This window comes from Chitinophaga pendula (assembly GCF_020386615.1).
GTDB lineage: Bacteria > Bacteroidota > Bacteroidia > Chitinophagales > Chitinophagaceae > Chitinophaga > Chitinophaga pendula.
Map to the genome: position 1 here is coordinate 1905716 of NZ_CP077769.1, position 24506 is coordinate 1930221.

Below are 24506 nucleotides of genomic sequence, written 5' to 3' on the forward strand. Positions count from 1 at the left end.
ATTTTCTTATCAATATAAATCGCCAAAAAATAAGTGTGTCCTGAATGAAAGCCGCTGAGTAGATGGATGTCGATCAATCTTTGGGATGGTACCGTCTCATTACACTCACTCTGTCATATCCGGAACCCTTACCTCTGCCTATGTAGCAGGCAGCAGGGTGTAAAAATTATTATTTAGTATGGACCAAGAGATCGTATTGGGAATTGACATTGGTGGATCGCATATTACGGCGGCACCTGTTAACCTACAAACAAGAACGGTAGTCAAAGGCGTACCGGTCAGAAGCCATGTGGATGCCAGGGGAACGGCAGACAGTATCATAGATGCCTGGGTAGGTGTTATTGATGACTGTTTTGGGCAGCATAATATCAGCGTGAAGCGGATAGGTATTGCTATGCCAGGCCCTTTTGATTATGAGCAAGGTATCTCTCTGATGAAGAACCAGGATAAGTATGATGCACTGTATGGATTGAATGTAAAGGAGCTGCTAGCGGCCAGGCTGGGTATTACGCCCGGTCAGATACGCTTTATGAATGATGCAGGTTGTTTCCTGCAGGGAGAAGTATTTGGGGGTGCTGCCCAGGGGCATCGTGATGTCATTGGTATTACGCTGGGTACCGGATTGGGATCGGCCCGTTACCATGATGGTCTGGCGCAGGATGCGGATCTGTGGTGTATGCCTTTCGAAGGAGGTATTGCGGAGGATTATTTATGTACCCGTTGGTTTGTTAAACGCTATGAAGAGTTGTCGGGTAAGCAGGTAGCTAACGTAAAGGAGTTGGCTGGTTACCTTAGCGGTAATGGACCCGCTACGCAGGTGTTTGAAGAATTCGGACATAACCTGGCGTTGTTCTTGGAGTCTTTTATCCGGATGGATCATCCTGAAGTGATCGTTGTTGGTGGTAATATCGCCAATGCGGCGGAACGGTTTTTCCCCGCTATACAGACCTATCTGCAAAAGAAAGATATTCATATAGGTCTTTGTCAGGCCAGCCTGGGGGAAACAGCTGCTATTATCGGCGCTGCGAGCTGCTGGTATCAGGTATGAAAAATATGTTACCAAAACCGGCTACCAGCAATGGTTGCCGGTACTTATTATAAATAGTGCACAAAATTAGTAGACAAAAAGTTTGGAGATTTCATTTCGCTCCTTATCTTTGCATCAGTTCTTTAATCGCTTCTTATCAAGAAAGGCTGAGGGTAATGGCCCGTCGAAGTCTTAGCAACCTTCCTGTTCACCACAGGAAAGGTGCTACATCCATCCTCCCGCAAGGGTAGGGCAGATAAGTCAGTTTCAAGTTTACTTTACCTTATTCACTATAAAGAAAACTCACCTGGCTATCGGGTGAGTTTTTTTGTTTCCGGACGTCCTGTCCGGGACATGGCTTTCCTGCTATTACCTGCTGCCGATCTGATAAGTTGCCCGGAACGACTGTTTAATCAATTTTTCATCAAACTAAAAAACATTTCCGATGAGCAACATCACACAACTGATCCATTCTATTCCTGTAGACGAGTTAACCGGTGCTATTGCAGTGCCTATTTATCAGACCTCTACGTTTGTGCAGGAGGCGCCAGGTGTCAATAAGGGGTATGACTATGCGCGCAGTAACAATCCTACCCGGGGGACGCTGGAGCAGATCGTGGCGCAGCTGGAAGGAGGCGCTGAGGCGGCTGCATTCTCCAGTGGGCTGGCTGCTATTGATGCGGTATTAAAATTATTGAAGTCGGGCGATGAGATTGTGGCGGTAGATGATATTTACGGCGGAGCTTTCCGGCTTTTCAACAAGGTATACGAGAAGTTCGGCATCAAAGTACATTATGTAGATACGAGTGATGTGCAAGCTGTTTTTAATGCAATCACGCCGGCGACGCGGCTGATATGGTTGGAAACGCCTACCAATCCTACGTTGAAGATCTCTGATATTGCGGCGATTGCCAGTATTGCGAAAGCGGCTGATTGCTTACTGTGCGTAGACAATACTTTTGCTTCTCCGGTGTTGCAGCAGCCATTGTTGCTGGGAGCAGACATTGTGGTGCATAGCGCGACCAAATACCTGGGTGGTCACAGTGACCTGATTGCCGGGCTGGTGATCACTCGTACGAAGGAGCTGGGTGCAGAGATTAAGTTCTACCAGAATGCTTGCGGTGCGATCCTTTCTCCCTTTGATAGTTTCTTGTTGATCAGGGGTATTGAAACGGTGCATTTGCGGGTGAAGCAACACTGTATCAATGCCCAGGCGGTGGCGGAATACCTGCAGCAACATCCGGCGGTAGACAAGGTGTACTATCCCGGATTGAGCAGTCATCCCGGGCATGAGATCGCGAAGCGTCAGGCCAAAGGCTTCGGCGGTATTGTATCCTTTACGTTAAAAGATGACAGTGAACAGGCGGCGCTGGCCTTTGTGACCGGCACCCGTTATTTTAAACTGGCGGAGAGCCTGGGTGGCATTAAGAGTCTGTTATGCCATCCGGCTACGATGACGCATAAGTCCATCCCGGATGAGATACGCCGTGCTGCCGGTGTAGCGGATAGCCTTATTCGTTTGTCGGTGGGATTGGAAGAAGTAGATGATCTGCTTGGGGATTTGGAGCAAACCTTGCAGCAGCGTGTGGTGCGGAAGGTGATAGATGAGCAGCCAGTATTAGTTGTATAATTTTAACTTTTTTATCGCCACAGGTGTGTTAATTTGGCGCCTCATCAAAGCAGATCTATATGCAGTTACAATGGGGGATCATCGGATGTGGGGATGTGACGGAAGTAAAGAGTGGGCCAGCTTTCAGGCTGGTGCCCGATAGTACTTTAGTGGCGGTGATGCGTCGCCATGCGGCGCTTGCAGCTGATTATGCCAGGCGGCATGAGGTGCCGGCCTGGTATGATGACGCGGCCGCGTTGCTGAATGATACGGATGTGAATGCGGTATATATAGCAACCCCGCCATCCTCACACAAGGCATATACGTTGGAAGCGCTTCGTCGAGGATTGCCGGTATATGTAGAGAAGCCTGTAGCTATAGATGCGGGGGAGGTGCGGGAGTTGTTGGCAGCAGTGAAGACGACCCCCGGAGCGAAAGTGACGGTGGCGCATTACCGGCGTGCGTTGCCGGTATTCCGCAAGGTGAAGGAGCTGTTGGATGCGCAGGCTATCGGGCAGGTGCAGCTGGTACAGCTGGATCTCTGGAAGGAGCTGCCGGCGCCGGTGAGTGAGGAGGAAGCTGCTCGCAACTGGCGACTGCAGCCAGCGATATCGGGCGGCGGGTATTTTCATGACCTGGCGCCTCATCAGCTGGACCTGTTACTCTACTTTTTCGGGATGCCTGTCCGTTATGAAGGGCTGGCGGTGAACCAGCAAGGGGATGGGCAAGTGGCCGACGCGGTGACAGGGGAGCTGTTGTTTGCCGGTAATGTCCTTTGCCAAGGTAGCTGGCGATTCAATGCCGGTGTTGGGCAGCGGAAGGACCGCTGTGTGGTATACGGTAGTGGGGGAACGCTGGAATTTTCCTTTTTTACACCGGAGGTGACTATCACTTTACAGGCGGCAACGGGGATACAATCTTTTCATTATGTGCAACCCAAGCACATACAACAACCATTTATCGGGGAAGTAGCAGCTTATTTCAGTGGCAAGGGGCCTAATCCCTGCAGCCTGGAAGAGGCGCTGATCAGTATGGAGATCATGGACCGGTTCACGCGGCATTGACGCCGGCATTGACCGGACCGATCACCCGCTCTATATTATGCGGCGGTTGCGATGGGGGGCGGCGGTGTTTTGCTGCCTCCCATGAAGCGATGTACCATCATGGCGCATACGGTATCGCCGGTGGCATTGATGACGGTGGCCAGCGGATCGACAAGGGTGCCGATGATCATGACGGCAGGCAGTGCTTCTACCGGGAATCCATATACGGACATTACCAACAATTCGCCTACATAGCCTCCATTGGGGATACCACCTTCTACCGTACTGACGATCACGCTGATACCCATTGCCAGCAGTACTGCTTCTACGCTGTTAAACCCTTTGCCGAACATGGCAAATACCACTGCGATCTTAATGATAGACGATATGCTGGAACCATCTTTATGCAAGGTGCCACCCAGTGGTACGACTACGCTGCCGATATGATCGGGTACGCCCATTTTACGGGCGGCCTCTATATTAGCAGGGATGGTAGCGATGCTGCTGCAGGTGGAGATGGCGGTGAGGGAGGGGACGATATTATTTTTCCAATAGCGTTTGACGCCGGGGACGCCGGCTGCGATGAATGCATATACGCTGAACATGACGAGGTAATAGAATACGCCGAACCCGTAATAGATGCCCAGGGATTTGGCATAGGTACCAAATAACTGCGGGCCTACCATCCCTACCTGGTAGGCGAAGTAGGCGCCTAATCCTATGGGTGCCAGTTTCATGATGACGAGCAGGAGTTGTGTCATTACGGCGTTGCCACCGTTGAGGAACTGCCGGATGGGTTCTCCTGCTTTACCTGCCCGCATGACTGCAAATCCAAGTATGACAGAGAAGATGATGAACGGGAGCATATTTCGCCGGGAGAGGAGTTCGTAGAATTCGCCGGTGGTGAGGAGCTGTGTGAGCTGTTCGCCGATATTGCCGCTTTTGAGTTCGTGAATGGCTAGTTTGGGATCTGCGGGTCCCAGGGCCTGGTGGATGGGAAATATCCAGACGGCGACGATGGTAAGGAAGGCAGCGATGAGCAGCGTGCCTACGAATACGAGGAACATGATGGAGATGACCTTGCCGACCTGTTGATTGCGGTCTACGTTGGCGAGGGCGGATGATATGGCGAAAAATACCAGGGGTATTACGGCGGTGAAGAGCAGGTTGAGGAAGATATCGCCGACTGGTTTGAGTACGGTGACGCGATCGCCTAATGTAAGCCCTGCAATACTACCGACCAGTATGCCACCGAGGAGGGAGAGTATTTCTCCGTAACTTTTCAGGAATGCGTTCATGCCCTAAAATTAGGCTGCAAATCGGATTAATGCGCAAATTTGTCTGGGGAGCGGTTGGTGTTGTTCAGAAGGCCAGTGGCTATTCTTCGCGAAGCACTTTCAACAAGCTGAAGCAGCGGATGGTGATACTGCCGCAGAGCAGGTATATGAAGGTTTGGAAGACGATGCCAAGCAGGGGGGCGGCCATGAGGAATACGAGTTGCAGGCAGAGGGACAGTCCGAGGTAGAGCCGGAACCAGTTGCTGGCGCGGAGGGTACGGAACTGTAGTAGTATGCCGGCGACGAGGTGGGTGGGTAGTAGCCAGAGTACGTGCAGGTTATGGTGCAGGGAGGCATGTGCGGATGTCAGGGATATGGCCGTCAGTACGATGCCAGCGGCTCCGCTGATACAAAAGAAGAAGGCATCGGGAGCGGTGTTGTTATAGCGCCATTTGATATCGGCGATGCTATAGAAGGCGGCTGCCAGTAATAGCAGGAGAGCGACATGAAATGGCTGTATGATATATGCCGGTGTGGCGATGTTGGTAGTGGGTTTGTAGAGTATATAACGTTCTTTTACCAGGGGGCGACCGTTAATGCGGAGCTGTTCGAGCAATGCGGTGAGTTGTTCGGGCAGGAAGGCCTGTTCTCTGGGTGGTAATGGTTGGTAGGTGAGGCGGCCTAGCAGGAAGTCGAATCCTGCGCTGACCCAGGGTGTGTTGGCCAGGTAGGGGCGCATGAGTTGCATGGCGGTGGGGTATTGTGAGCTGTCGCCTTTGGGTAGGGCGGCACCGGATATTTTGAGTACGAGATCGAGTGGGCGGGTGGAGCAGTTGTTGGTAAGGAAGGCGTAGTGGTAATATCTGTTAGCCGGCAATATGGCGGTGGCCAGGGTGTGGTAGAGGCGTTGTTGTTGTGTGTGGGATAGGGCGAGGACCTGTTCGTAGAGGTAGCGACCGGAGGCGACGTATTCCGGTTGGAATTGCCGGAAGGAGGTAACGGAGGCGTAATATAGTTGGGTGCCGAGCAGGAAGCGGGTATAGAATGCTGGCGGTTCGAAGTGGAAGGTGCCGTAGTTGTAGACGAGGTCGATGCCTTGTGCGTGGTCTTGTATCCGGAGGGCGGTATGACCGAACAGGGCATATAGGGAGGGGCCCGGGCCGCAGGTGATGATGCTGACGCGGGCATCAGGGGATAGAGTGCGGACGTTATTGTCTGCGATCTGTTGTGCGGGGCTCTGTAATGCTAACAGACAGCATAGCAGGCCTATAATAGGGAAAGGATGCATGGTAATGATGAGGGGGAAGATACGATTATTCTTATAGACGGCGTGGTGGGTGCCGGAATGATGGCACAATTTTAACATGCATAATATTGCGGGTAGGTGTGTAGGCAGGGAAAGGGGCCGTGGTGGGCGGTGACCCTGCGTGAAGGTGAAATGGAGAAACAGTGAGGCGTGCGCAGATCAGCGGGCAGTTCTCATGCGTACGCGGGTGACCACCTGGCTTTCGAGCATGAGTGATTCCAGTTCGTTGAGTGGTAGCTGATAGTTTCCTTCGGTTAGCAGCTGAATGGGATGCTGGTGTTTCTGTTGCCGGAGGAATGCCGGTAGTAATGGCGACTGGCGGCTGTGCTCTTCCGGTATGCCGAGCAGTACGTTGGAAAAGTCTTCAGCGATAGCCTGGATCTGAAGGATCAAAAAGAATGGTTTCCTGTTGGTGGCTGGTGCGAATAGCGTGGAAGGAAACCGCAGAAAGATAGCCTTATCTATCACAGAGCGATACTTCATAGCGGGTAAAATGTTAGGTGGAACGGTAGTGAAAAAATAGCAATATTCAGCGGGCGATAGCTATAATTTCACCATGAACCATTGCGAAATGCATAGCTATAGTCAATAATGACAATCTCATTTTTCTGGTGACAGCCAAAATCGGGGATTATCATTGCCCTTTGATTATTTAACATTTAACGGTTGAAAAAGTTGTCCCTGTATCATATATCTTCCAATATAGCAGTCCTCTTCTTAAGTACAGTGAGGGCCCCACCCCGTTTACTGCAGTAAGTTTATCATTTGCTATATACCGGTAACGTAGCTGATGCTTTCATGATGACAGGAGTTCAGGTATATATTTCGTGGTTAACAACTATAGATGATGATGTATGTAATGAAGCGCAAATTAGGACAAGGTACTGCGGCGGTATTACAACCACTGGTCTATTTTTGATCGTGGGGGAGGGGATGTGCTCATGCGATCGGGCGGGGTATTTATAGTGATGGAGATCAAATGCTTGCTGGACGTGGGTTTGCAGCTTCCTTATTTTTTTGTACCTTTGCATTCGTGAAGCCACTGTTATCGTTCTATATATGTTGTTTACTTTGCCTGTTCGGTGTGACCGTTCAGGCGGGTAGTGTGCTTATTGCGCACGGCGACATGGAAGCGGCGGTGTTGCCGGTGAGTGTGGAGCAGATGGATAGTGTGGAGATGGCGGATGCGTTGTATACGATCAGTCATCCCAGGTATGCGTCGGTGCGGGCATCAGGTGTCAACATGGTTTTGCTGATGGTGAGCAACAGCCGTCAGGAGGCTGGTACGATGGGGGCGGAGCATTCTTCCCCAGGTAAAGCCGGTTTTGGACTTCCCCGTGTATTTTATTTACCTGCCATAGAAACGCGCAAGATATGGCTGCTTACGGTAACGGACCTACTATCTGTGTGTCCGATCGCGCGTCTGCTTATTTTCCCTGAACATATCTTTTGGTGAGCTACGTGGTGTCTTATTCTTTCCTGTAAACGGAAGGAAGGGGGCAACTGCATTTTACCACGGTGATAGCGCATGCGGTGCATGTGTGACTATGCTGTGTGTTGTCGCTATCTCCCGGATAGCGAAGGTATCATTGTTAACATTTATTTAAACCAGAAGATATGTCCAGTACATTAGTTATTGCATTTATTATATTAGGATTCATTGCATTGTTTATTCTCCTCATGTACTTTTCTGCCCGATCGAGTGCCCGTAAAGAAGCGACGCGGATACAGGATGCTGTGGCTGCTGCGGAACGGGAACACCGTATGTCCGTTACTACGCGGGAGGATCTGCGGCAGAAGGTAATGGCCTTTGACAAAGACAGCCGTAAGCTGGTGTTGATAGAGATGCGCAATAAAGAATTGAGCAGCCGGGCGGTTGATCTCAACAAGATTGCCGCTTTGGATGTTGTTCATACGTACAGCCAACATGACGCTAAGAATGGAGGGCGTGCATCTGCGCACGTGATCCGGATAGAGCTGGTATTTCAGCACCGGGATAAGACACAGTTACCATTAGCCTGGGCGATCTATGATGAATTATACGATCACTCTTTTGATATGAAGCAATTGGAGCACCGGGCGCTGCATTGGAAGCAGTTGTTGGCGGTCTAACACATTTTTCACTTTTTATTAATTAGTCGAATGATACATTTACCGGATTTAATAACAGACCTGGCATTGATATTGGGCGCGGCGGCGGTCACTACACTGATCTTTAAAAAGTTGAAACAGCCATTAGTGCTGGGTTATATAGTAGCGGGCCTGTTGGTAGGTCCGCATGTGTCCTTATTGCCTACGGTGAATGATGTAGAGAATGTCAAGACCTGGTCGGAGATCGGGGTGATATTCCTGCTTTTCAGCCTGGGATTGGAGTTTAGTTTTAAGAAGCTGATCAAGGTGGGTGGTTCTGCCTCTGTGACGGCGATCGTGGAGGTGGTGGTGATGTTGCTGCTGGGATATTTTGCGGGGCAGCTATTGGGTTGGTCGCGGATGGACAGTATTTTCCTGGGCGGTATCCTTTCTATTTCGTCGACTACGATTATTATACGAGCGTTTGAGGAGTTGGGGGTGAAGCGGCAGAAGTTTGCCGGGTTGGTGTTTGGTATCCTTGTAGTGGAGGACTTGGTGGCGATCGTGTTGTTGGTGTTGTTATCTACGCTGGCGGTGAGTCAGCAGTTTGCCGGGATGGAGATGGTATTTTCCGTGGTGAAGCTGGTGTTTTTCCTGGTGGCCTGGTTTGTGGCCGGTATCTTTTTTCTGCCGACGCTGTTGAAGCTGACACATAAGCTGGTGAATGAGGAAACGTTGCTGGTGATGTCGATAGGGCTTTGTCTGCTGATGGTGGTATTGGCTTCGCAGGCTGGTTTTTCGCCGGCGCTAGGCGCTTTTATTATGGGATCTATATTGGCGGAGACGACGCAGGCGGAGAAGATAGAGCATCTGGTGACGCCAGTGAAGGAGTTGTTTGGTGCGGTGTTTTTCGTATCGGTGGGTATGCTGATAGATCCGGCGATGTTGGTACGTTATGGTGGGCCGGTGGCGTTGATCACGGTGATCACTATTGTAGGTAAGTTATTCAGTTCTACTGCGGGGGCGCTTATTTCGGGGCAGCCGCTGAAATCATCGGTGCAGACGGGTATGAGCCTGGCGCAGATCGGGGAGTTCTCTTTTATCATAGCTACGCTGGGGTTGACGTTGAAGGTGACCAGTGATTTCCTGTACCCGGTAGCGGTGGCGGTATCTGCTATTACGACTTTTACGACGCCTTACCTGATCCGTTATGCGGAGCCTTTTTACAATAAGCTGATGCAGTGGTTGCCGAAGCGGTGGACGGATGCATTGGAGCGGTATAGCAGTGCGGCGCAGACGATCTCGGTGGTGAGTGACTGGCAGCTGGTGTTGCGTAGTTACTTTACTAATATCGTCGTATTTTCTGTGATCATTATTGCGATCACGTTGTTGTCATTTTACTATGTATTGCCCTGGGCGATCGAGCAGACGGAGGGTAACCTGGGATTGATCCTGACGGCAGGTGCGACGTTGTTGCTGGTATTGCCATTTCTGTGGGCGCTGGCGGTACGCCGGCTCAGCAGTGAAGCAGCGGGTAATATGTGGAAGCAGCAGAAGTTCCGCGGACCGTTGTTATTGTTATATATATCGCGTATTGCGTTGGGGGTGTTCCTGGTAGGGTTCCTGCTGGACCGGTTCTTTTCCACGCCGGTGGCGTTGGTGGTGACGGCGGTGATCATTGTGTTGCTGTTATTGTTTTCGGGCAGGATACAGGCTTTCTATGGCCGTATTGAGGCGCGGTTCCTGACGAATTTTAACGAGCGGGAGGCTTCTAATAAGGCAGCGGTGTTGGCGCCCTGGGATGCGCATCTGGCGGAGATTACGATGCAGGCGGATTCGCCGGGGTTAGGATTGACGCTGGAGGAGTTGGCTTTGCGGGAGCGGTATGGTATCAACATTGCGTTGATACGGCGTGGCGACCTGTTGCTGACGGCGCCGGGTAAGTGGGAGCGATTGTATCCCGGAGATTTGCTGACGGTGATCGGTACGGATGAGCAGCTGGAGAAATTCAGTCGTCATATAGAGCCGGATGCGCCACATACTTTAGCAGGGGAGGATGAAGATGAGGTAGAATTGCGTCAGTTCCTGGTGAAGAAGGTATCTCCTTTTGTGGGTAAGAACATCCGGGAGGCCGGGTTGCGGGAGCAGACGAAGGGTATTGTGCTGGGGATAGAGCGGAGTGGTGTACGTATGTTGAACCCGGAGTCGACGACGTTGCTGGAGGAAGGGGATATAGTATGGATTGCGGGTAACAGTAAGAAGTTACAATCTTTTTTAAAGCAGAATCATGAAGTGAAGTGATAGCCGTAAGGCGGTCTGTATACCTATAAGTAAGGCCTACCCGTGTTGGGTAGGCCTTTTCAGTTGAAGCAAGGTTATGATTACTTCCATTCGAGGGAAGTGGAGAATCTCTCTGCGCCGGTGTTATATACTACGCGTACCGGGTATTTCCTGGCATTGTAGGTATATGTATAGGTGCCGGTCTGTTGTTTGCCGGTGGCGATGGTAGTCAGTGTTTCTGACGTAATATTATTGGCCGACATGTTGGTCGGAGCGATATCGGTGATGAATGCCATGCCTGGTATTTGCAGGTGGGCATTTGGTTTACTGTCGTAGGTATAATCTACGGCAGATACCAGTTTGAAATCTGCCTGGGTGCTGGTGCGGCCCAGGTTTTCCATGCGGGTGACGTTACCTTTCTGGTCCCAGGTGTACTGTTGACAGTTCTGGCTGGCGAACTGGCCGTTGGTAGCCTGTTTAGCGAAGTAGTATTTAGCGATGACCTGTCCGTTGGTGTTGTATACCAGCGAGTCGTAGCTGTTTACCTGTTCGCCGAGGAGGTATTGTACCTGGCTGATACGGTTGCTGCCGGATTCGTATTGAAGGCGGGAGAAGGGGCGTTCGGAGCCGTTTTCTTCTGTCTCGCTGATACGGGTGCCGGTCAGGCGGCCGTTTTCGTATACCGGAATGCGGGCGGTTGTATAGTCGCCGAATTCGCTTTTATTGGTGATCAGCAATTGCTGTACGGTGTTGTCCATGTTGTAGTGGATACGTGTGTTACCACCGGCGGAGCTGATCTTTTGTAATAATACCGGTTTATCGCCGGTGCGGAACGCGCTGAAAAGCACGCCTGCGGCTACAGCCGCTACAGGAATTGCCCTGCGGATTTTCTTCAGGTTGGACATAGATTACGATTGAGAATAATAATGCCTTTTTTGAGCTGTTGATCTGAATAGCGCCTGTCGTTTGTTTAAAATCAATGCGAAGTTACAGGGGATCACATTCTCTTCAATAGCATTTTTGTTATTTGCTTGTTATTATACAGGTTCATACATATATGGGAAAGTAAATTATTGTGAAAATGGCGCTATTGGTGTTGCTTTCCTTTGCCTGTGGCGGATTTACAGGTATAGTTAGTGTATACGGAATGAATGTCAGATTAACACGAAAGGGGGACGGAAACGTTTGTGTAGGTGGTGGATACTATCAGGCAGGGGGATTTGAGACAGTTAAAAAAGTATCAGTTTAGGGGGTTGAATGCCCTTTTTCGGGGTAAATGAAGGGGATTTTTGCCAGATATGTGCTGGCCGGGTATATTAAAGGAATGTTATAGGAGAACTATAGGAATGATAAGGGATAGGTGGACTTGAAGCGCTATCCCTTTGTGGTAGTGGGTTTGGGTGGATTTGGTAATAAATGTGCAAACGCTTGAGCCGGCGTGAATATATACTTTTTTCTCTTTTTGGAAGGGATGTGTGGGGAGGGAGCAAGAAAAGCCGGCGGGAAGCGGAAGGCTTCCTGCCGGTGAGATGGTGGCCCGGTGTGGGGCATTGATGTGACAGTTTTGGCTCAAACCGTTGTCTGACTATAGGAGGCAGGTGATAGGCCGCCTGTTCCCTCCGTGGACGCAGACGCGTCCTTTTTCGGCATTTCGTGGTACAGGGATAGGAGGGTGTGTGTATAGCTGCAAAGTAACGGCGGCTGGCGTTGACCGGCAATCCAGATTTAGTAATCGGAGGGTGGGCGGCGATGGTGAGTGTGTACGGGCGGATAAGCGGGAAGCAGGTGGTCAGGATAAGTACCTGTACAGCAAGGCATAAAGAGTCCGGAAGTCGATGGGTTTGGTCAGGTATTCGCTGGCGCCGGCGTTCATGGCGGCGGTGATGGCATCGGTGAAGGCATCGCCGGAGGAAGCGAATACGGGGATGTGTTGCAGGGCGGGATTTGCTTTGAGATGTTTTAGTGTGTCGATGCCGCCCATTTCGGGCATATGCATATCGAGGAGGATGATATCGGGCAGGACGGTGGCGGCTTTGCGGAGGCCTTCCAGGCCGTTGCCGGCGAAGGCGATTTCGCAACCGATGTTCTGGAAGAAACGTCCCATTACGATCTGGTTGAGGCGATTGTCTTCTATCAGGAGTACTTTTTTATGCGGGAGAGGGGCGAAGTCGAGTAGTTGATCGCCGGTATCGCCAACATTTTCGGGAGCGGCGGTGAGGGGCAGTTGTACCTGGAAGCATGCGCCTTTTCCTGGTTCGCTGTCTACAGAGATCTTTCCCTGTAATACGCTGGTGAGGCGTTTGGTGATGGGTAGTCCCAGGCCGGTGCCGCTGAGGAAAGTGGCGGTTTCTTTGACGAAGGGGTCGAATATCTTATCCAGTTTTTCGCGGCTGATGCCACTACCTTTATCGGTGACGGTGAGGTACCAGTGGTGGATATCGGCGTGGATACGGAGGTGTACGCTGGTATGTGGGGCGGTGAACTTGATGGCGTTGGAGAGGAGGTTGTTGACGATCTGGGTGAGGATGATACGATCGCCGAGGATGATGGCGGGAACGGTATCATCTACTTCCAGCACGAGTCGTACGGCGCGGGTGTTGCTGATATACTGGTAGGTATTGCAGATGTTGCTGATCCATTCACGGATGCGTAATGAGGTCTCATGGATCTGCGCTTTTTTGCCTGCTTCGATGCTGGCCAGCTCGAGGGAGTTGTTGATGATCTCCAGGGTATTGTGATTGGCGGCGTAGAGGTCTTGTATGAGGGCTGCCTGATGGGCGGGGATATTGTTTTTGATGCTATCCATGAGCAGCAGTTGGCTGATGCCGTACATACCATTGAGGGGATTTCTGATCTCATGGCATATTTCGCGGACAAATACGCTTTTGGCTTCGTTGGCATTTTCTGCATCGCGGGTGCGGTCGCGTACCAGTTCTTCGAGGTTTTCGCTGTATACTTTCATGGTATACAGGAGGGAGTCGTTGTACCGGACATAAAAATAGATGATCAGTGCATTGACGGCGATGATGCAGCTGGTGGTGATCCACCGGATGACGAAGATGAGGTGTCTGTCGGTGGTGATGGGGGTGATGATCTCAGTATAGAAATTGATTTCGAGGAGAAGGATGGTCAGTACGGTGATACCGATGCACCAGATGCGCATGTTGCCTTTAAAGACGAGGAGGGCGGTGCCGCCGAGGAATACGGCCAGCAGTTGCACTTCTGTCAATGCGCCGAAAAGGATGCCGAAGCAGATGGCGGAGCCATTGTAGAGCAGGTGCATGCAGACGGCGGCGGCGCGGGGGTGACGCCGGGCGTTGAGCCAGATGACACCTGCAAATCCGAGTGCTTCGAAATAGGCGGGGAACAATATATTAAGATTACCTGCGACAAGGGCGATGGCGGTACCGAAGACCAAGCACAGGGCGAATGTGAAGAGGCTCAGGGTGTTGACGATGATGATACGGCGTGCATCTTCGTCGCTGGTGCGGGATATACCGGCCAGGCGTAATCGGGTCAACCCATCTTTCCATATCATAGTATGGGATGAGGCTTTTTGGGGCATCACATTGCTGTTAAGCATGAAACGGGCTTTGAGGTCCGGATGATTAGTTAGTTCTGTTTGTTTAGCATTCCTATTAGTAAATACGTTTTTATGCGCATTCCGGATGTTGAGGAGTTGTTGTTGTGTTTGCTCTGCTACCAGCTGGCATCGGGGCATGTGGTTTGTAGGAATAGCAGTGGATGCACATTAAAACTATGAGTTATGAAAACAAGTACCGTTAATCAATCTGACCGGACGCCACGGCAGGGGCCATCACATAAGCCGATGCCGGAGATCCGGGATCATCTGGACAGCCGTAAAAATGAGGAGTGGATGGATAAGGCAGATGACGTCACCCATCCGGAGAAGGAGAAAAAGAGTGAGCGCAAGCGTGTAAAACACGGCAAATAGTGTATATAGCCTTACACCCCGGTAGCAGGCAGGAGTAGGCCAGTTGCCGGGGTTTATTTTCCCATTTAAAAAGCAGCGTATGTTGACGAATCTTGTGATAGTGGGAATCGCGTTACTGTTGGTGATTATATACGTGATATGGCCTTACCGGAAGGATAAGGACCGTATGCGCAGATAATATGATTACAGTTCGAATTCGCTGAGCTGGCCGAGGAGTGTTTTCCGCAGTTTCTGTTCCAGGGTGCGGATATTACTTGGCTTCGTAAAGTAACCACTGGCGCCCAGTTGTTGGGTTTCTTTTTTATCCTGTACTTCCGAGGAGGTCGTATAGATGATAACGGGAATATCCTGCAGGTCTTCCTGTTTTTTTATTTCCTGGAGGAATTGTTTGCCATTGATGCGGGGCATATTGAGGTCCAGGAATATGATATCCGGACGAAGTCCGTTTTCCAGTTGAGTCAGGGCATCTTCTCCGTTGGATGCGGTATTACAGGTGAGGGCCTGATCGATATCTTTCAGCACCTCAGAAAAGATGGTGCGGTCATCGATGTCATCATCTACCAGTAAAACAGAACTAAATTTGTAATCAGAATGCATAATTGTTCGCAAAGCCCCACAAAAATAAAGGATAAAATGAAATATTGAGATGCCCCGTTAAATTGTCCGAATATATAAATAAATACTGCATATGATCAGACTGGTGTATTTTTCCTTATAATAAAAGGGATATACTGGTTGGATTTTGTAAATTGGCCTTTTATACCAGAACAGGGGCAGATGAATCAATATTTTAAGCGTTTACCACTCAGGAGCAAGTTATTTATTATAGCTATAGTCCCTTTGGCCTGTCTGCTGTATTTTGCAACCCAGACCCTATATCGCCAGACCCAGGAGATCGCTGTAATAGACCGTTTATTAAAGCAAGTGGACCGTTCGGTGGCCATTCTACGATTGGTAGATGAGCTGCAACAGGAGCGGCGTAGTGCCGTGTTGTTCATTATGCACGGGAAGGATCCGGATGGGGTGTTATTGCAACAATCGAAAACGGACGCATTTATAGCAGGGTTGCAACAGAATTATGGCGCCAGCCTGGGCCGTTTTGAGTCTTATACGATGCTGAACACGCTTTCCCAACGGCGTGCAGCGATTCGCAAGCGTGAGTTGTCTCAAAACGAGGTGATCAATTACTACACCAATGTTATTTCCCGTTTACAATCCTTATCTGTTACTGATGTGCCCGAATTGGAGCCGTTGGAGGATATCCGCCAGCAGTTGCTCGGGCAGCAGTTGCTGACGGAGATGGCGACTAACCTGGGGATCGTGCGGATGGATCTCTACTATCTGATCATGAAAGGGGAGAGCTGGCCCAGCGAGATTGGCGGGGTGATGAATCATTATGAGCTTTTCCATTCGTTGACAGCGGAGTTTAAGGAGAAAGCGGCGGTGCAGGATATTAAAGAATATGAGCGCCGGCTGGCCAGCGACAGTGTACGGCCTATTATTGCCTATATAGACAATGTGATCCGTCAGCGTACGATTGATACGACGAAGCTATCGCCTGAAGTGTGGTGGCGGACTTCTGCCGATGCGGTAGACAATATCAAAACGCTGCAGCGGCAGATGGTCAAAACGGTGATTGAAAAGGCCCGTGAAGTACATCAACGTGAGCTGAACACCCGTAACCGTAACCTGGTGATCGTGGTGTTGATCATATTTATCGTGATCTGGATCGTATTCTATACTATCCGGACGATCTCTGATATTCTGGGAGAGTTGAGAGTTGCGGCTGAACAGATAGCTGATGGGGTGACGGGGCTGAAACTGGATATTACTTCCAAGGATGCGATCGGTAGTCTGGGGCGTTCGCTGAAACGTATCGACCATGCCAACAGTGCGCTGGCAGCGGCGGCGGTGTCGATAGGGAGAGGCGACTTCAGTGTGCTGGTGAATCCGCGTAGTGAGCGGGATGAACTTGGCACTGCGGTGATGCAGATGAAAGAGGACCTGCAGCAGCTACGCTGGCAGAATGAGCAGAAGATATGGATACAGACGGGTATTAGCCGGATCAACGGCACTTTGCTGGAGGATCGGGAGCTGGCGAAATTGTGTGAGGATGCCATGCGGGAGCTGGTAGACTACCTGCACGCTCAAACGGCTGCATTTTATGTGACGCAGCGGAAGGCTTTACACCTGACGGCCAGTTATGCTTTACCGGCTTCCCGGCCGGCGCCGGTGATGGTGATGGAGGGTACTACGCTGGCCGGCCAGGTGATGGTAAGCCGGGAGCCATTATACCTCGAACATAAAACTCCGGCACATTTACAGGTGGAGAGTGCGTTGATGCATACGGCACCGTCTTACCTGCTGGTATTACCTTTAGTGTATGCGGGCACGGTAGAGGGAGTAGTAGAAATAGCGGCTTTACAGCCATTCCCATCGGCGATGATGGAGTATGCGGTGGAAGCCGGGGAGAACATAGCGGTGGCGATCCGCTCGGCGAAGAGCCGGGATCGTCAGCAGGAGTTGCTGGAAGAGACGCAGTCGCAGGCGGAAGAGTTGCAGACGCAGCATACGGAAATGGAGAACCTGAATGCGGAGCTGGAAGCTCAGACACAGAAGTTACAGGCATCCGAGGAGGAGCTGCGAGTGCAGCAGGAAGAGCTGATGCAATCGAATCATGAGCTGGAGGAACGTAGCCGTTTGCTGGAAGAGAAGAACCAGCTGATCATCGAACGTAACCTGGAAATCCAGCAGAAAGCGGAGGAGCTGGCGCTGAGCACGAAATACAAATCAGAGTTCCTGGCTAATATGTCGCATGAGCTGCGGACGCCATTGAACTCTATCCTGTTGTTGTCCAGGTTGTTGTCGGAGAATCATGAGCAGAACCTGAACAAGGACCAGGTAGAATATTCGCAGGTGATACAGAGTTCCGGTAAGGGGCTGCTGACGCTGATCGATGAGATACTGGATCTGTCGAAGATAGAGTCTGGTAAGATGGAGCTGGAGTATGGTAACCTGTACCTGGCAGAGTTATTACAGGACCTGCGGCAGTTGTTCGTGCCAATTGCAGTGGATAAAGGGCTGGAGTTGATATTGCAGGTGGATGAACGTTTGCCTGCTTATATAGAGACTGACCGGGTGCGGTTGGAGCAGGTATTGAAAAACCTGTTGTCCAATGCGTTGAAGTTTACTTCTGCGGGTCAAGTGCGTTTACATATAGTACCTAATGCACGGAAAGGAGATATGGTAGATTTTGTGGTGAAGGACAGTGGTATTGGTATTCCGGAGGATAAGCAGCAGGTGATCTTTGAGGCTTTTCAGCAGGCGGACGGTTCTACCCGTCGTAAATATGGCGGTACGGGATTAGGGTTGTCTATCAGCCGTGAGCTGACCCGATTGCTGGGAGGGGTGATCACACTGGAAAGTGAGTCAGGTACGGGTAGTACATTTACGATCAGTATACCCATGTCCAAGCTGGCGGCCAATCACCCTACGCCGGCGGCAGCCTGGGAATTACCTCCTGATATGATCACACCGGAGGCTCCTGCGACGGACCGTAATGTGCCCTCTACCTTTGTGACCAGCTTCATCCCCGAGGGAGTGGAAGACGACCGGGAGTCGATAACAGCTGATGACAAAGCGATCCTGATCATCGAAGACGACCGGGCCTTTGCGAAAGCGTTGCTGGACTTCACCCGTGAAAAGGGATATAAAGGCATTGTATCCGTACGCGGTGACGAGGGCCTGGAACTGGCCCGTCAGTATAAACCAGCTGGCATACTCTTGGATATATTATTGCCCGTAAAAGACGGCTGGCAGGTAATGGATGAATTAAAATCTGACTGGCAGACGCGGGCGATACCGGTACATATGATGTCGTCACTGGAGATGAAGAAGGAAAGCATCAGTAAGGGAGCTATCGACTTTATCACCAAGCCGATCGATCAGGAGCAGATGCAGCATCTGTTTGAAAAACTGGAGCATGTATTGAACCGTACGTCCCGCAAAGTGTTGATCGTAGAGGATAATCCGCAGCATGCGAAAGCGCTGGCTTACTTCCTGGGCACTTTCAATGTGTCGGCAGAGATCAGCAGTAACCTGCAGCAAGGGGTGAATGCCTTGCACAGCAACGAGGTAGATTGCGTGATACTGGACATGGGTATTCCCGATATGAATGCTTATCAGACATTGGAGGCTGTGAAGGCGAATGAAGGGCTGGAGAACCTGCCTGTTATTATTTTTACGGGTAAGTCGTTATCGAAACCGGAGGAGCAACGGATACGTCAGTATGCTGACAGTATCGTGATCAAGACGGCGCATTCGTATCAAAGGATGCTGGATGAGGTGTCATTGTTCCTGCACCTGGTAGAGGAGAACAATAACGGTACTTCGCAGCTGGCAGCCCGATTCAGCAAGCTGTCGGGTATGGGCGAGGTGCTGCATGATAAGAAGGTACTGATTGCCGACGATGATGTGCGTAATATCTTCTCTCTGTCGAAAGCGCTGGAGAAACATAAGATGGAGATACTGTCTGCGGTGGATGGCCGGGAGGCATTGCAACAGATGAACGATCATCCGGAGATAGACATCGTGTTAATGGATATGATGATGCCGGAGATGGACGGGTATGAAGCGATTGCTCATATCCGGAAGGATCCGCGGTTCAAATACCTGCCTATCATCGCTGTTACGGCTAAAGCGATGATGGGGGACCGGGAGAAATGTATACAGGCCGGCGCGTCGGATTATATTTCTAAACCTGTAGATGTTGACCAGCTATTATCCTTACTACGGGTATGGCTATATGACAGGACGGCGCGTAAACCCTGACCTCATTAAATTGAATATCCAAAGGAATAATGCATATATGAAAGTGCTGATCATAGATGATGATACCCGTAATATTTTTGCGTTGCGGGCGGTGTTGCGATCGAGAGGTTTTGAAATATTAACAGCTAACGGAGCTGAAGAAGGCATTCATTTACTGTTACAACAGCAGCAGCCGGTAAATGTGGTGTTGATGGACATCATGATGCCTGACATGGATGGATATGAGGCGATCGGGCGTATCAGGGCAGAGGCGGGTATTGCGCAGACCCCGGTGGTAGCTGTAACGGCGCAGGCGATGGTCGGCGACCGGGAGAAGTGCCTAGCTGCGGGGGCTAATGCGTACATTTCCAAACCCATAGATATTGATGACCTACTAAAGATACTGGCTATGTATCAATGAGCGAGATGGAAGAACTGAACTACATAAAGGACGAAGAGGTGGCCGCCTTGTTGAATGACATGATGGAGTTCTACGGGTATGATTTTACAAATTATTCGCATGCTTCCATTAAGAGAAGGATCAATCGTGTGTTTTTTAAGGATCGTTTTCCCAGTTTTGCAGAATTACGTTACCGGGTACGTACTGATCCGGCATTTTTGACTTACCTGGTGGAGGAGATTACGGTAAATGTAACGGAGATGTTCCGTGACCCTACATTTTACCAGGCATTAAGAAGTGAGGTATTGCCGGTATTGGCTACCTATCCTTTTATCCGTATCTGGCATGCCGGTTGTTCTACCGGAGAGGAAGTGTATTCGATGGCGATCATGCTGGAAGAGATGAACCTGTTGCAGAAATCTATCATTTACGCGACGGATCTCAACCAGGGCGTCCTGGAGCGGGCGCGGAAGGGATTTTTTCCGTTGTCGCAGATGCAACAGTATTCTCAGAACTATATGCTGGCTGGCGGGCAGAATGAGTTTTCCCGTTATTATTCTGCCAATTATGAATATGCCAAGTTCCGGGAGGACCTGGGTAACAAGATCATCTTTGCGGCGCATAATCTGGTGACGGACCGCTCTTTTAATGAGTTTCAGCTGATCGTGTGCCGGAATGTGCTGATCTATTTCAATAGGACTTTGCAGGACGACGTATTACAATTGTTCAGCGAGAGCCTGGACCAACTGGGATATCTGGCATTGGGGTCGAAGGAGACGTTAAAGTTCACCAGGGTGTCGCCACAATTCAAAAAGATCGAGGGTAAGGAAAAAATATGGAGGAAGATAGCTAAATGAAAGCAGACATCAGATTATTAGTCATAGGCGGATCGGCGGGTAGCTTGGATGCTATTCTGCAGATACTACCTGGGTTGGATGTGGCGCTTCCATTGTCTATCATTATCGTATTGCACCGCCGTAATGACCAGGATTCCGTATTGTCGGACCTGCTCAGCGCGAAGACAAGGCTGGAGGTCCGGGAAGTGGAAGAGAAAGACCTGCTGAAGCCGGGAGTGATCTATATTGCTCCTTCAGACTATCACCTGCTGGTAGAGCAAGATCACACCCTTACATTAGACTATTCAGAAAAGCTGCACTACAGCCGGCCGAGCATTGACATTACCTTTGCTGCGGCCGCAGATATCTATGGCGCAGCATTAGCCTGCCTGTTACTGTCCGGCGCTAACGCTGACGGTGCTGCTGCCTTACACGAGGCTGGCAAGAAAGGCGCTTTAACTATAGTACAGGACCCTGCAGATGCAGAGGTACCTTATATGCCGCAATATGCCCTGACCCTGGGCAAAGTAGCTCATGTGCTCAAGGCGGCAGAGATGGCTGTTTTTATCAATTCATTAGGAGCGCGGAAAGCCACCCGTTGACCATACAGTATTGTATTACCTGTCAAGCGTTGTTGACGGCAGCATGCAGGCTGGTGTCTGCCAGCGTGGTATTTTCCTGGGAGACGGGCAGTACGATGACAAAGGTGGCGCCTTCGTGTTCGCGGCTGCTGGCGGTGATGAGTCCCTGGTGTTTTTCCACTACCTTTTTGGCGATAGCCAGACCGATGCCTGTGCCCTCATATTCTTCTTTAGAATGTAGCCGTTGGAAGAGCGTAAATATTTTAGACAGGTATTTTTCATTGAAGCCGATACCGTTGTCGGCGATGAGGATACGGCAGTAGCGGCCATCGCATGCTGGGAGGCTATCTATGGCTTTTTCTGCTATGAGGGTAGCGGAAATATGGATGACCGGTTTTACACCCGGGCGGCGGAATTTGAGTGCGTTACTGATAATGTTCTGGAATGCCTGGCGGATTTGTCCCGGCACTGCATCTATATGGGGGAGTTGGTCTACGATCACTTCTGCGGTTGCATCGTGAATGGATAGTTCGAGGTCGGCCAATATATCGGTGATGATGAGGTTCAGATCGGTGCGTTCGAAGTCGTGATGGGCAGAGAGCCTGGAGAAGTTAAGCAGGTCGCTGATCAGGCGTGTCATGCGTTCGGAGGAGCTGACGATGCGATCCATATACTGTAAGGCATCGGGGTCTTGTACGAGGTGTTTGTCCCTGAGGATGGCGCCGAACAGCTGTATCTTGCGCAAGGGTTCTTTCAGATCGTGGGAGGCTACGGAGGCGAATTGTTGCAGGTCGTGGTTACTTACTTCCAATGCGTGATTCATTTCCTGCAGCTCCCGGGTGCGTTCTTCTACCCGTTGTTCCAGGATTTCGTTGGCCTGTTTCTGATAGGCGATGTCTGTGAATGTACCTACCCATTTGATGACCTCTTTTCCTTCTTTTAGCGGGATGGCTCTGAGCAGGTGGCAGCGGTAATGTTGCTGGTGGAGGTCTTTGAGGTAGACCTCTGTTTCCAGTGGTTGTCCGAGTTTGACGGCATTCCGCCAGAGGTCGCCTATAGTGGTGCTGCTGACGGCGGTTTCAGGGAACTGTTTCAGGGAGGGGGAGTAGTTGAACCAATGTTGATTGGCATATTCTACGTCACCGTCGGCGCTGGCGGTAAATGCCAGCTGCGGTAGCGATTCCAGTATAGAATGCAGTTCCTGTACTTTTGCGCGTAAAGCTGCCTGGGCATCTTTACGTACTTCTACTTCTTCTTGCAGAGAGCGGTGCATGTCCTGCAGCTGTTTGGTCTGCTCGTACATTTTGTAGAGCGTTTTCACTTTCAGCAGGAGGATATCCGGATCTACGGGTTTGGTGATATAGTCGATACCGCCGGAAGCATACCCTTTGGTGATGAATTTTTTTTCTTTGTTGACAGCGGAGAGAAATATGATAGGAACATCTTTGGCTTTGCTATAACCTGAGACGGTCTCTGCTACTTCGAACCCATCCATGCTGGGCATCTGGACATCCAGGATGATGAGGGCATAACTGTGCTTCAGTATTTTTTTCAGCGCTTCCTCACCGGATAAGGCGGTGTCCACTTGAAAACCGTGCAGTTCCAATGTTTTTTGGAGGGATAAAACATTTTCCGGCTTATCATCAACGATCAAAATCATGCTTAAAAATATGAATCACTGGTTATATTCCAAATAATTGTACCGCTGTTATTATACCGGCAAATGTATAAAAAGAATGGAACATATGAGGGAGAAGAACGGTAGGAAGATAAGAAGCCGGGAAAGGTAGTGGCGGCATGGAATGGGATGTGCCATGCCGCCCTTATGATTATTTCCATCCACCGCCCAGGGAGCGATATAAGGTGATGGTGCCGATAAACATATCACGGCGGGAGGAGATCAGGGCTAATTCAGCCTCTAAAACGCTTTTTTGTGCAGTGATCACTTCCAGATAGGAAGCATAGCCACCCATGAACAGGTCTTTGGAGGTAGAGACTGCTTCCTGCAGTAGTTGTGTTTCTTTTGTTTTCAGGTTGTATACCTGGCGTTGATTTTCTACCTGATGCAGGCTGGTACTTACTTCGCGGAATGCTGTTACGATCTTCTGCTGATAGTCCAGGAAGGCATGTTGTCCATCAGCGGTCTGGGAAAGGTATTGCGCCTGTAACTGTTTTTTGTTGAACAGCGGGGCGGTAATACTGCCTAATATGCCGTATGCCAGGGATGCCGGTGTTTGGAAGAGCAGGCTGGCGGCAAAGGCGTTAAAGCCCGCGTAGGGGGTGATATGGAGGGAGGGCAGGAATGCCGCCCTGGCAGCCTGCACGTCGGAGCGGGCTGCAGCCAGTTCCAGTTCGGCCTGCCTGATATCGGGTCGGCGTAACAGCATAGCGCTGGGAATGCCGGTGTAGAGTTGTGCAGGCAGTGCGCCATCAGGTATGTTGTGACTGCGAGCGATGGGTTGCGGGAAGCGTCCCATCAGTGCGTTGAGTTGATTTTCTGCGGCGGTGATCTGTTGTTTGGTGACGAACTCCAGGCTGCGGGTGCTGGTCAGCTGTGCCGCGGTCTGCTGTACTGCCAGCAGGGTGGTCCTTCCGGCTTCTTGTTGTACTTGTACGGTATACAGTGCCGATTCCTGGAGTAATATGTTCTTATGGATAATGTCCAGCTCCTGGTCGAGAGCGACGAGCTGATAGTATAGATTGGCCACTTCGGCGACCAGCATGGTGGTCACCAGGCGTTTGTCTTCAAAGGAGGACAGGTATCTTGCAACCGCTGCCTTACGTTGTGATTTAAGTTTACCCCATACGTCGATCTCCCAGCTACTGCGGAGGCCCAGGAAATAATCCGGGGTGGGGGAGGTCGGTATCTGCTGATCTTTGCTAATGTTGGGAGAGAAGTTGGTATCGAAGTTGCCCACGCCATTCAACGTATAGTCGCCATATTTATCTGCCGATGCTGTCGCGGAGATATCTACGGAAGGCAGCCATGCATTGCGGGCGGCCAGTGCGGTGGCTCTTGCTTTTTCGATCCGCTGCAGGGCCATACCGAGATCGAAGTTGCGTTGCAGGGCAGTATCAATAAGCTGCTGTAACGGTTCGTCGCGGAAGAATTGTTTCCAGGGGATGTCTGCGATGCTGTTGGTATCGCGGATAGGCAGGCTGTCTTTCGCTGCCTGGAATGCATCGGGTAGCGGCCGGGCAGGTGGTGTTTGCAACGGTTGTTGCGTGCGGCAGCCGGCGATACCGGCGGCAATACTGACGGTGAGCACTACACGAAACAATATATGTGTTGATAGATTTGTCATGTTTACCA

19 protein-coding genes and 1 riboswitch are annotated in these 24506 nt (G+C 50.6%); of the genes, 11 read left to right on the forward strand and 8 right to left on the reverse strand.

All coding sequences use genetic code 11. The features are described 5' to 3' along the window. Nucleotides 1-178: 178 nt before the first annotated feature. From KTO58_RS07370 to KTO58_RS07380, 3 genes are all read left to right on the forward strand, one after another. Nucleotides 179-1048: an ROK family protein gene (locus KTO58_RS07370; protein ID WP_095840002.1), complete on the forward strand. Its 870-nt coding sequence runs from the start codon at nt 179-181 to the stop codon at nt 1046-1048. Between the two features lie 130 nt (nt 1049-1178). After that, a riboswitch (SAM riboswitch) is annotated at nt 1179-1290 on the forward strand. Nucleotides 1291-1472: 182 nt separating this feature from the next. Beyond that, nucleotides 1473-2657, forward strand: coding sequence for a trans-sulfuration enzyme family protein (locus KTO58_RS07375; protein ID WP_225860114.1), 1185 nt, complete (start codon nt 1473-1475; stop codon nt 2655-2657). A 59-nt stretch (nt 2658-2716) separates the two neighbouring features. Further along, nucleotides 2717-3700: a Gfo/Idh/MocA family protein gene (locus KTO58_RS07380; protein ID WP_095840001.1), complete on the forward strand. Its 984-nt coding sequence runs from the start codon at nt 2717-2719 to the stop codon at nt 3698-3700. 35 nt (nt 3701-3735) lie between these two features. Here KTO58_RS07380 and KTO58_RS07385 read toward each other — a convergent pair whose 3' ends face one another. The 3 genes from KTO58_RS07385 to KTO58_RS07395 all read right to left on the reverse strand — a co-directional run bounded on the left by KTO58_RS07385 (nt 3736) and on the right by KTO58_RS07395 (nt 6745). Beyond that, the gene (locus KTO58_RS07385; RefSeq protein WP_095840000.1) at nt 3736-4977 is read right to left on the reverse strand and encodes a dicarboxylate/amino acid:cation symporter; all 1242 of its coding nucleotides are present in this window, start codon (nt 4975-4977) and stop codon (nt 3736-3738) included. 79 nt (nt 4978-5056) lie between these two features. After that, nucleotides 5057-6322 carry a lipoprotein N-acyltransferase Lnb domain-containing protein gene (locus KTO58_RS07390; RefSeq protein ID WP_225860115.1) on the reverse strand — a complete coding sequence of 422 codons (1266 nt, stop codon included), beginning with the start codon at nt 6320-6322 and terminating at the stop codon, nt 5057-5059. 99 nt (nt 6323-6421) lie between these two features. Then, nucleotides 6422-6745 (reverse strand): hypothetical protein, encoded by a 324-nt coding sequence (locus KTO58_RS07395; RefSeq protein ID WP_095839997.1) that lies wholly within the window; start codon nt 6743-6745, stop codon nt 6422-6424. Nucleotides 6746-7295: 550 nt separating this feature from the next. Between KTO58_RS07395 and KTO58_RS07400 the strand changes: the two genes are divergently transcribed. The 3 genes from KTO58_RS07400 (at nt 7296) to KTO58_RS07410 (ending at nt 10633) form a co-directional block, all read left to right on the forward strand. Further along, nucleotides 7296-7718 (forward strand): hypothetical protein, encoded by a 423-nt coding sequence (locus KTO58_RS07400; RefSeq protein ID WP_157753126.1) that lies wholly within the window; start codon nt 7296-7298, stop codon nt 7716-7718. Nucleotides 7719-7879: 161 nt separating this feature from the next. Continuing rightward, nucleotides 7880-8374, forward strand: a complete 495-nt coding sequence (locus KTO58_RS07405) for a hypothetical protein (protein ID WP_095839995.1) — start codon at nt 7880-7882, stop codon at nt 8372-8374. A gap of 30 nt (nt 8375-8404) precedes the next feature. Then, nucleotides 8405-10633: a monovalent cation:proton antiporter family protein gene (locus KTO58_RS07410; RefSeq protein ID WP_225860116.1), complete on the forward strand. Its 2229-nt coding sequence runs from the start codon at nt 8405-8407 to the stop codon at nt 10631-10633. 80 nt (nt 10634-10713) lie between these two features. Here the strand turns inward: KTO58_RS07410 and KTO58_RS07415 are convergent, their stop codons facing one another. Together KTO58_RS07415 and KTO58_RS07420 are read right to left on the reverse strand one after the other, a co-directional pair. Continuing rightward, nucleotides 10714-11517, reverse strand: a complete 804-nt coding sequence (locus KTO58_RS07415; RefSeq protein ID WP_095839993.1) for a hypothetical protein — start codon at nt 11515-11517, stop codon at nt 10714-10716. A gap of 884 nt (nt 11518-12401) precedes the next feature. Continuing rightward, a complete protein-coding gene (locus KTO58_RS07420) occupies nt 12402-14333 on the reverse strand; it encodes an ATP-binding response regulator (protein WP_095839991.1) in 1932 nt (643 codons plus the stop codon). 45 nt (nt 14334-14378) lie between these two features. On the opposite strand from KTO58_RS07420, the gene KTO58_RS07425 reads away from it, so the two are divergent. Further along, nucleotides 14379-14567 carry a hypothetical protein gene (locus KTO58_RS07425; RefSeq protein ID WP_095839990.1) on the forward strand — a complete coding sequence of 63 codons (189 nt, stop codon included), beginning with the start codon at nt 14379-14381 and terminating at the stop codon, nt 14565-14567. A gap of 183 nt (nt 14568-14750) precedes the next feature. Here the strand turns inward: KTO58_RS07425 and KTO58_RS07430 are convergent, their stop codons facing one another. Beyond that, nucleotides 14751-15176: a response regulator gene (locus KTO58_RS07430; RefSeq protein WP_157753125.1), complete on the reverse strand. Its 426-nt coding sequence runs from the start codon at nt 15174-15176 to the stop codon at nt 14751-14753. Nucleotides 15177-15407: 231 nt separating this feature from the next. On the opposite strand from KTO58_RS07430, the gene KTO58_RS07435 reads away from it, so the two are divergent. The 4 genes from KTO58_RS07435 to KTO58_RS07450 are packed head-to-tail and all read left to right on the forward strand — an operon-like array spanning nt 15408 to nt 21214. Next, nucleotides 15408-19397 (forward strand): response regulator, encoded by a 3990-nt coding sequence (locus tag KTO58_RS07435; RefSeq protein WP_225860117.1) that lies wholly within the window; start codon nt 15408-15410, stop codon nt 19395-19397. Between the two features lie 37 nt (nt 19398-19434). Then, complete coding sequence (locus KTO58_RS07440; protein WP_095841657.1) at nt 19435-19797, forward strand: response regulator; 363 nt, start codon at nt 19435-19437, stop codon at nt 19795-19797. Beyond that, entirely contained in the window at nt 19794-20633 is an 840-nt protein-coding gene (locus KTO58_RS07445; protein ID WP_225860118.1) for a CheR family methyltransferase, read from the forward strand. The genes KTO58_RS07440 and KTO58_RS07445 overlap by 4 nt, the downstream gene beginning before the upstream one ends. Then, nucleotides 20630-21214, forward strand: coding sequence for a chemotaxis protein CheB (locus KTO58_RS07450; protein WP_095839988.1), 585 nt, complete (start codon nt 20630-20632; stop codon nt 21212-21214). Before KTO58_RS07445 ends, KTO58_RS07450 begins: the two co-directional genes overlap by 4 nt. 22 nt (nt 21215-21236) lie before the next feature. Here the strand turns inward: KTO58_RS07450 and KTO58_RS07455 are convergent, their stop codons facing one another. Further along, a complete protein-coding gene (locus KTO58_RS07455; RefSeq protein ID WP_095839987.1) occupies nt 21237-22853 on the reverse strand; it encodes a hybrid sensor histidine kinase/response regulator in 1617 nt (538 codons plus the stop codon). 169 nt (nt 22854-23022) lie between these two features. Further along, a complete protein-coding gene (locus tag KTO58_RS07460; RefSeq protein WP_198314983.1) occupies nt 23023-24498 on the reverse strand; it encodes an efflux transporter outer membrane subunit in 1476 nt (491 codons plus the stop codon). Between the last annotated feature and the right edge of the window lie 8 nt (nt 24499-24506).

Coding starts and splice junctions, on each gene's coding strand:
- KTO58_RS07375 (WP_225860114.1), top strand. CDS start 1,473: ATGAGCAACATCACACAACTGATCCATTCTATTCCTGTAGACGAGTTA.
- KTO58_RS07455 (WP_095839987.1), bottom strand. CDS start 22,853: ATGATTTTGATCGTTGATGATAAGCCGGAAAATGTTTTATCCCTCCAA.
- KTO58_RS07390 (WP_225860115.1), bottom strand. CDS start 6,322: ATGTTAAAATTGTGCCATCATTCCGGCACCCACCACGCCGTCTATAAG.
- KTO58_RS07395 (WP_095839997.1), bottom strand. CDS start 6,745: ATGAAGTATCGCTCTGTGATAGATAAGGCTATCTTTCTGCGGTTTCCT.
- KTO58_RS07405 (WP_095839995.1), top strand. CDS start 7,880: ATGTCCAGTACATTAGTTATTGCATTTATTATATTAGGATTCATTGCA.
- KTO58_RS07445 (WP_225860118.1), top strand. CDS start 19,794: ATGAGCGAGATGGAAGAACTGAACTACATAAAGGACGAAGAGGTGGCC.
- KTO58_RS07420 (WP_095839991.1), bottom strand. CDS start 14,333: ATGCCCCGATGCCAGCTGGTAGCAGAGCAAACACAACAACAACTCCTC.
- KTO58_RS07415 (WP_095839993.1), bottom strand. CDS start 11,517: ATGTCCAACCTGAAGAAAATCCGCAGGGCAATTCCTGTAGCGGCTGTA.
- KTO58_RS07450 (WP_095839988.1), top strand. CDS start 20,630: ATGAAAGCAGACATCAGATTATTAGTCATAGGCGGATCGGCGGGTAGC.
- KTO58_RS07460 (WP_198314983.1), bottom strand. CDS start 24,498: ATGACAAATCTATCAACACATATATTGTTTCGTGTAGTGCTCACCGTC.
- KTO58_RS07380 (WP_095840001.1), top strand. CDS start 2,717: ATGCAGTTACAATGGGGGATCATCGGATGTGGGGATGTGACGGAAGTA.
- KTO58_RS07425 (WP_095839990.1), top strand. CDS start 14,379: ATGAAAACAAGTACCGTTAATCAATCTGACCGGACGCCACGGCAGGGG.
- KTO58_RS07410 (WP_225860116.1), top strand. CDS start 8,405: ATGATACATTTACCGGATTTAATAACAGACCTGGCATTGATATTGGGC.
- KTO58_RS07385 (WP_095840000.1), bottom strand. CDS start 4,977: ATGAACGCATTCCTGAAAAGTTACGGAGAAATACTCTCCCTCCTCGGT.
- KTO58_RS07440 (WP_095841657.1), top strand. CDS start 19,435: ATGAAAGTGCTGATCATAGATGATGATACCCGTAATATTTTTGCGTTG.
- KTO58_RS07370 (WP_095840002.1), top strand. CDS start 179: ATGGACCAAGAGATCGTATTGGGAATTGACATTGGTGGATCGCATATT.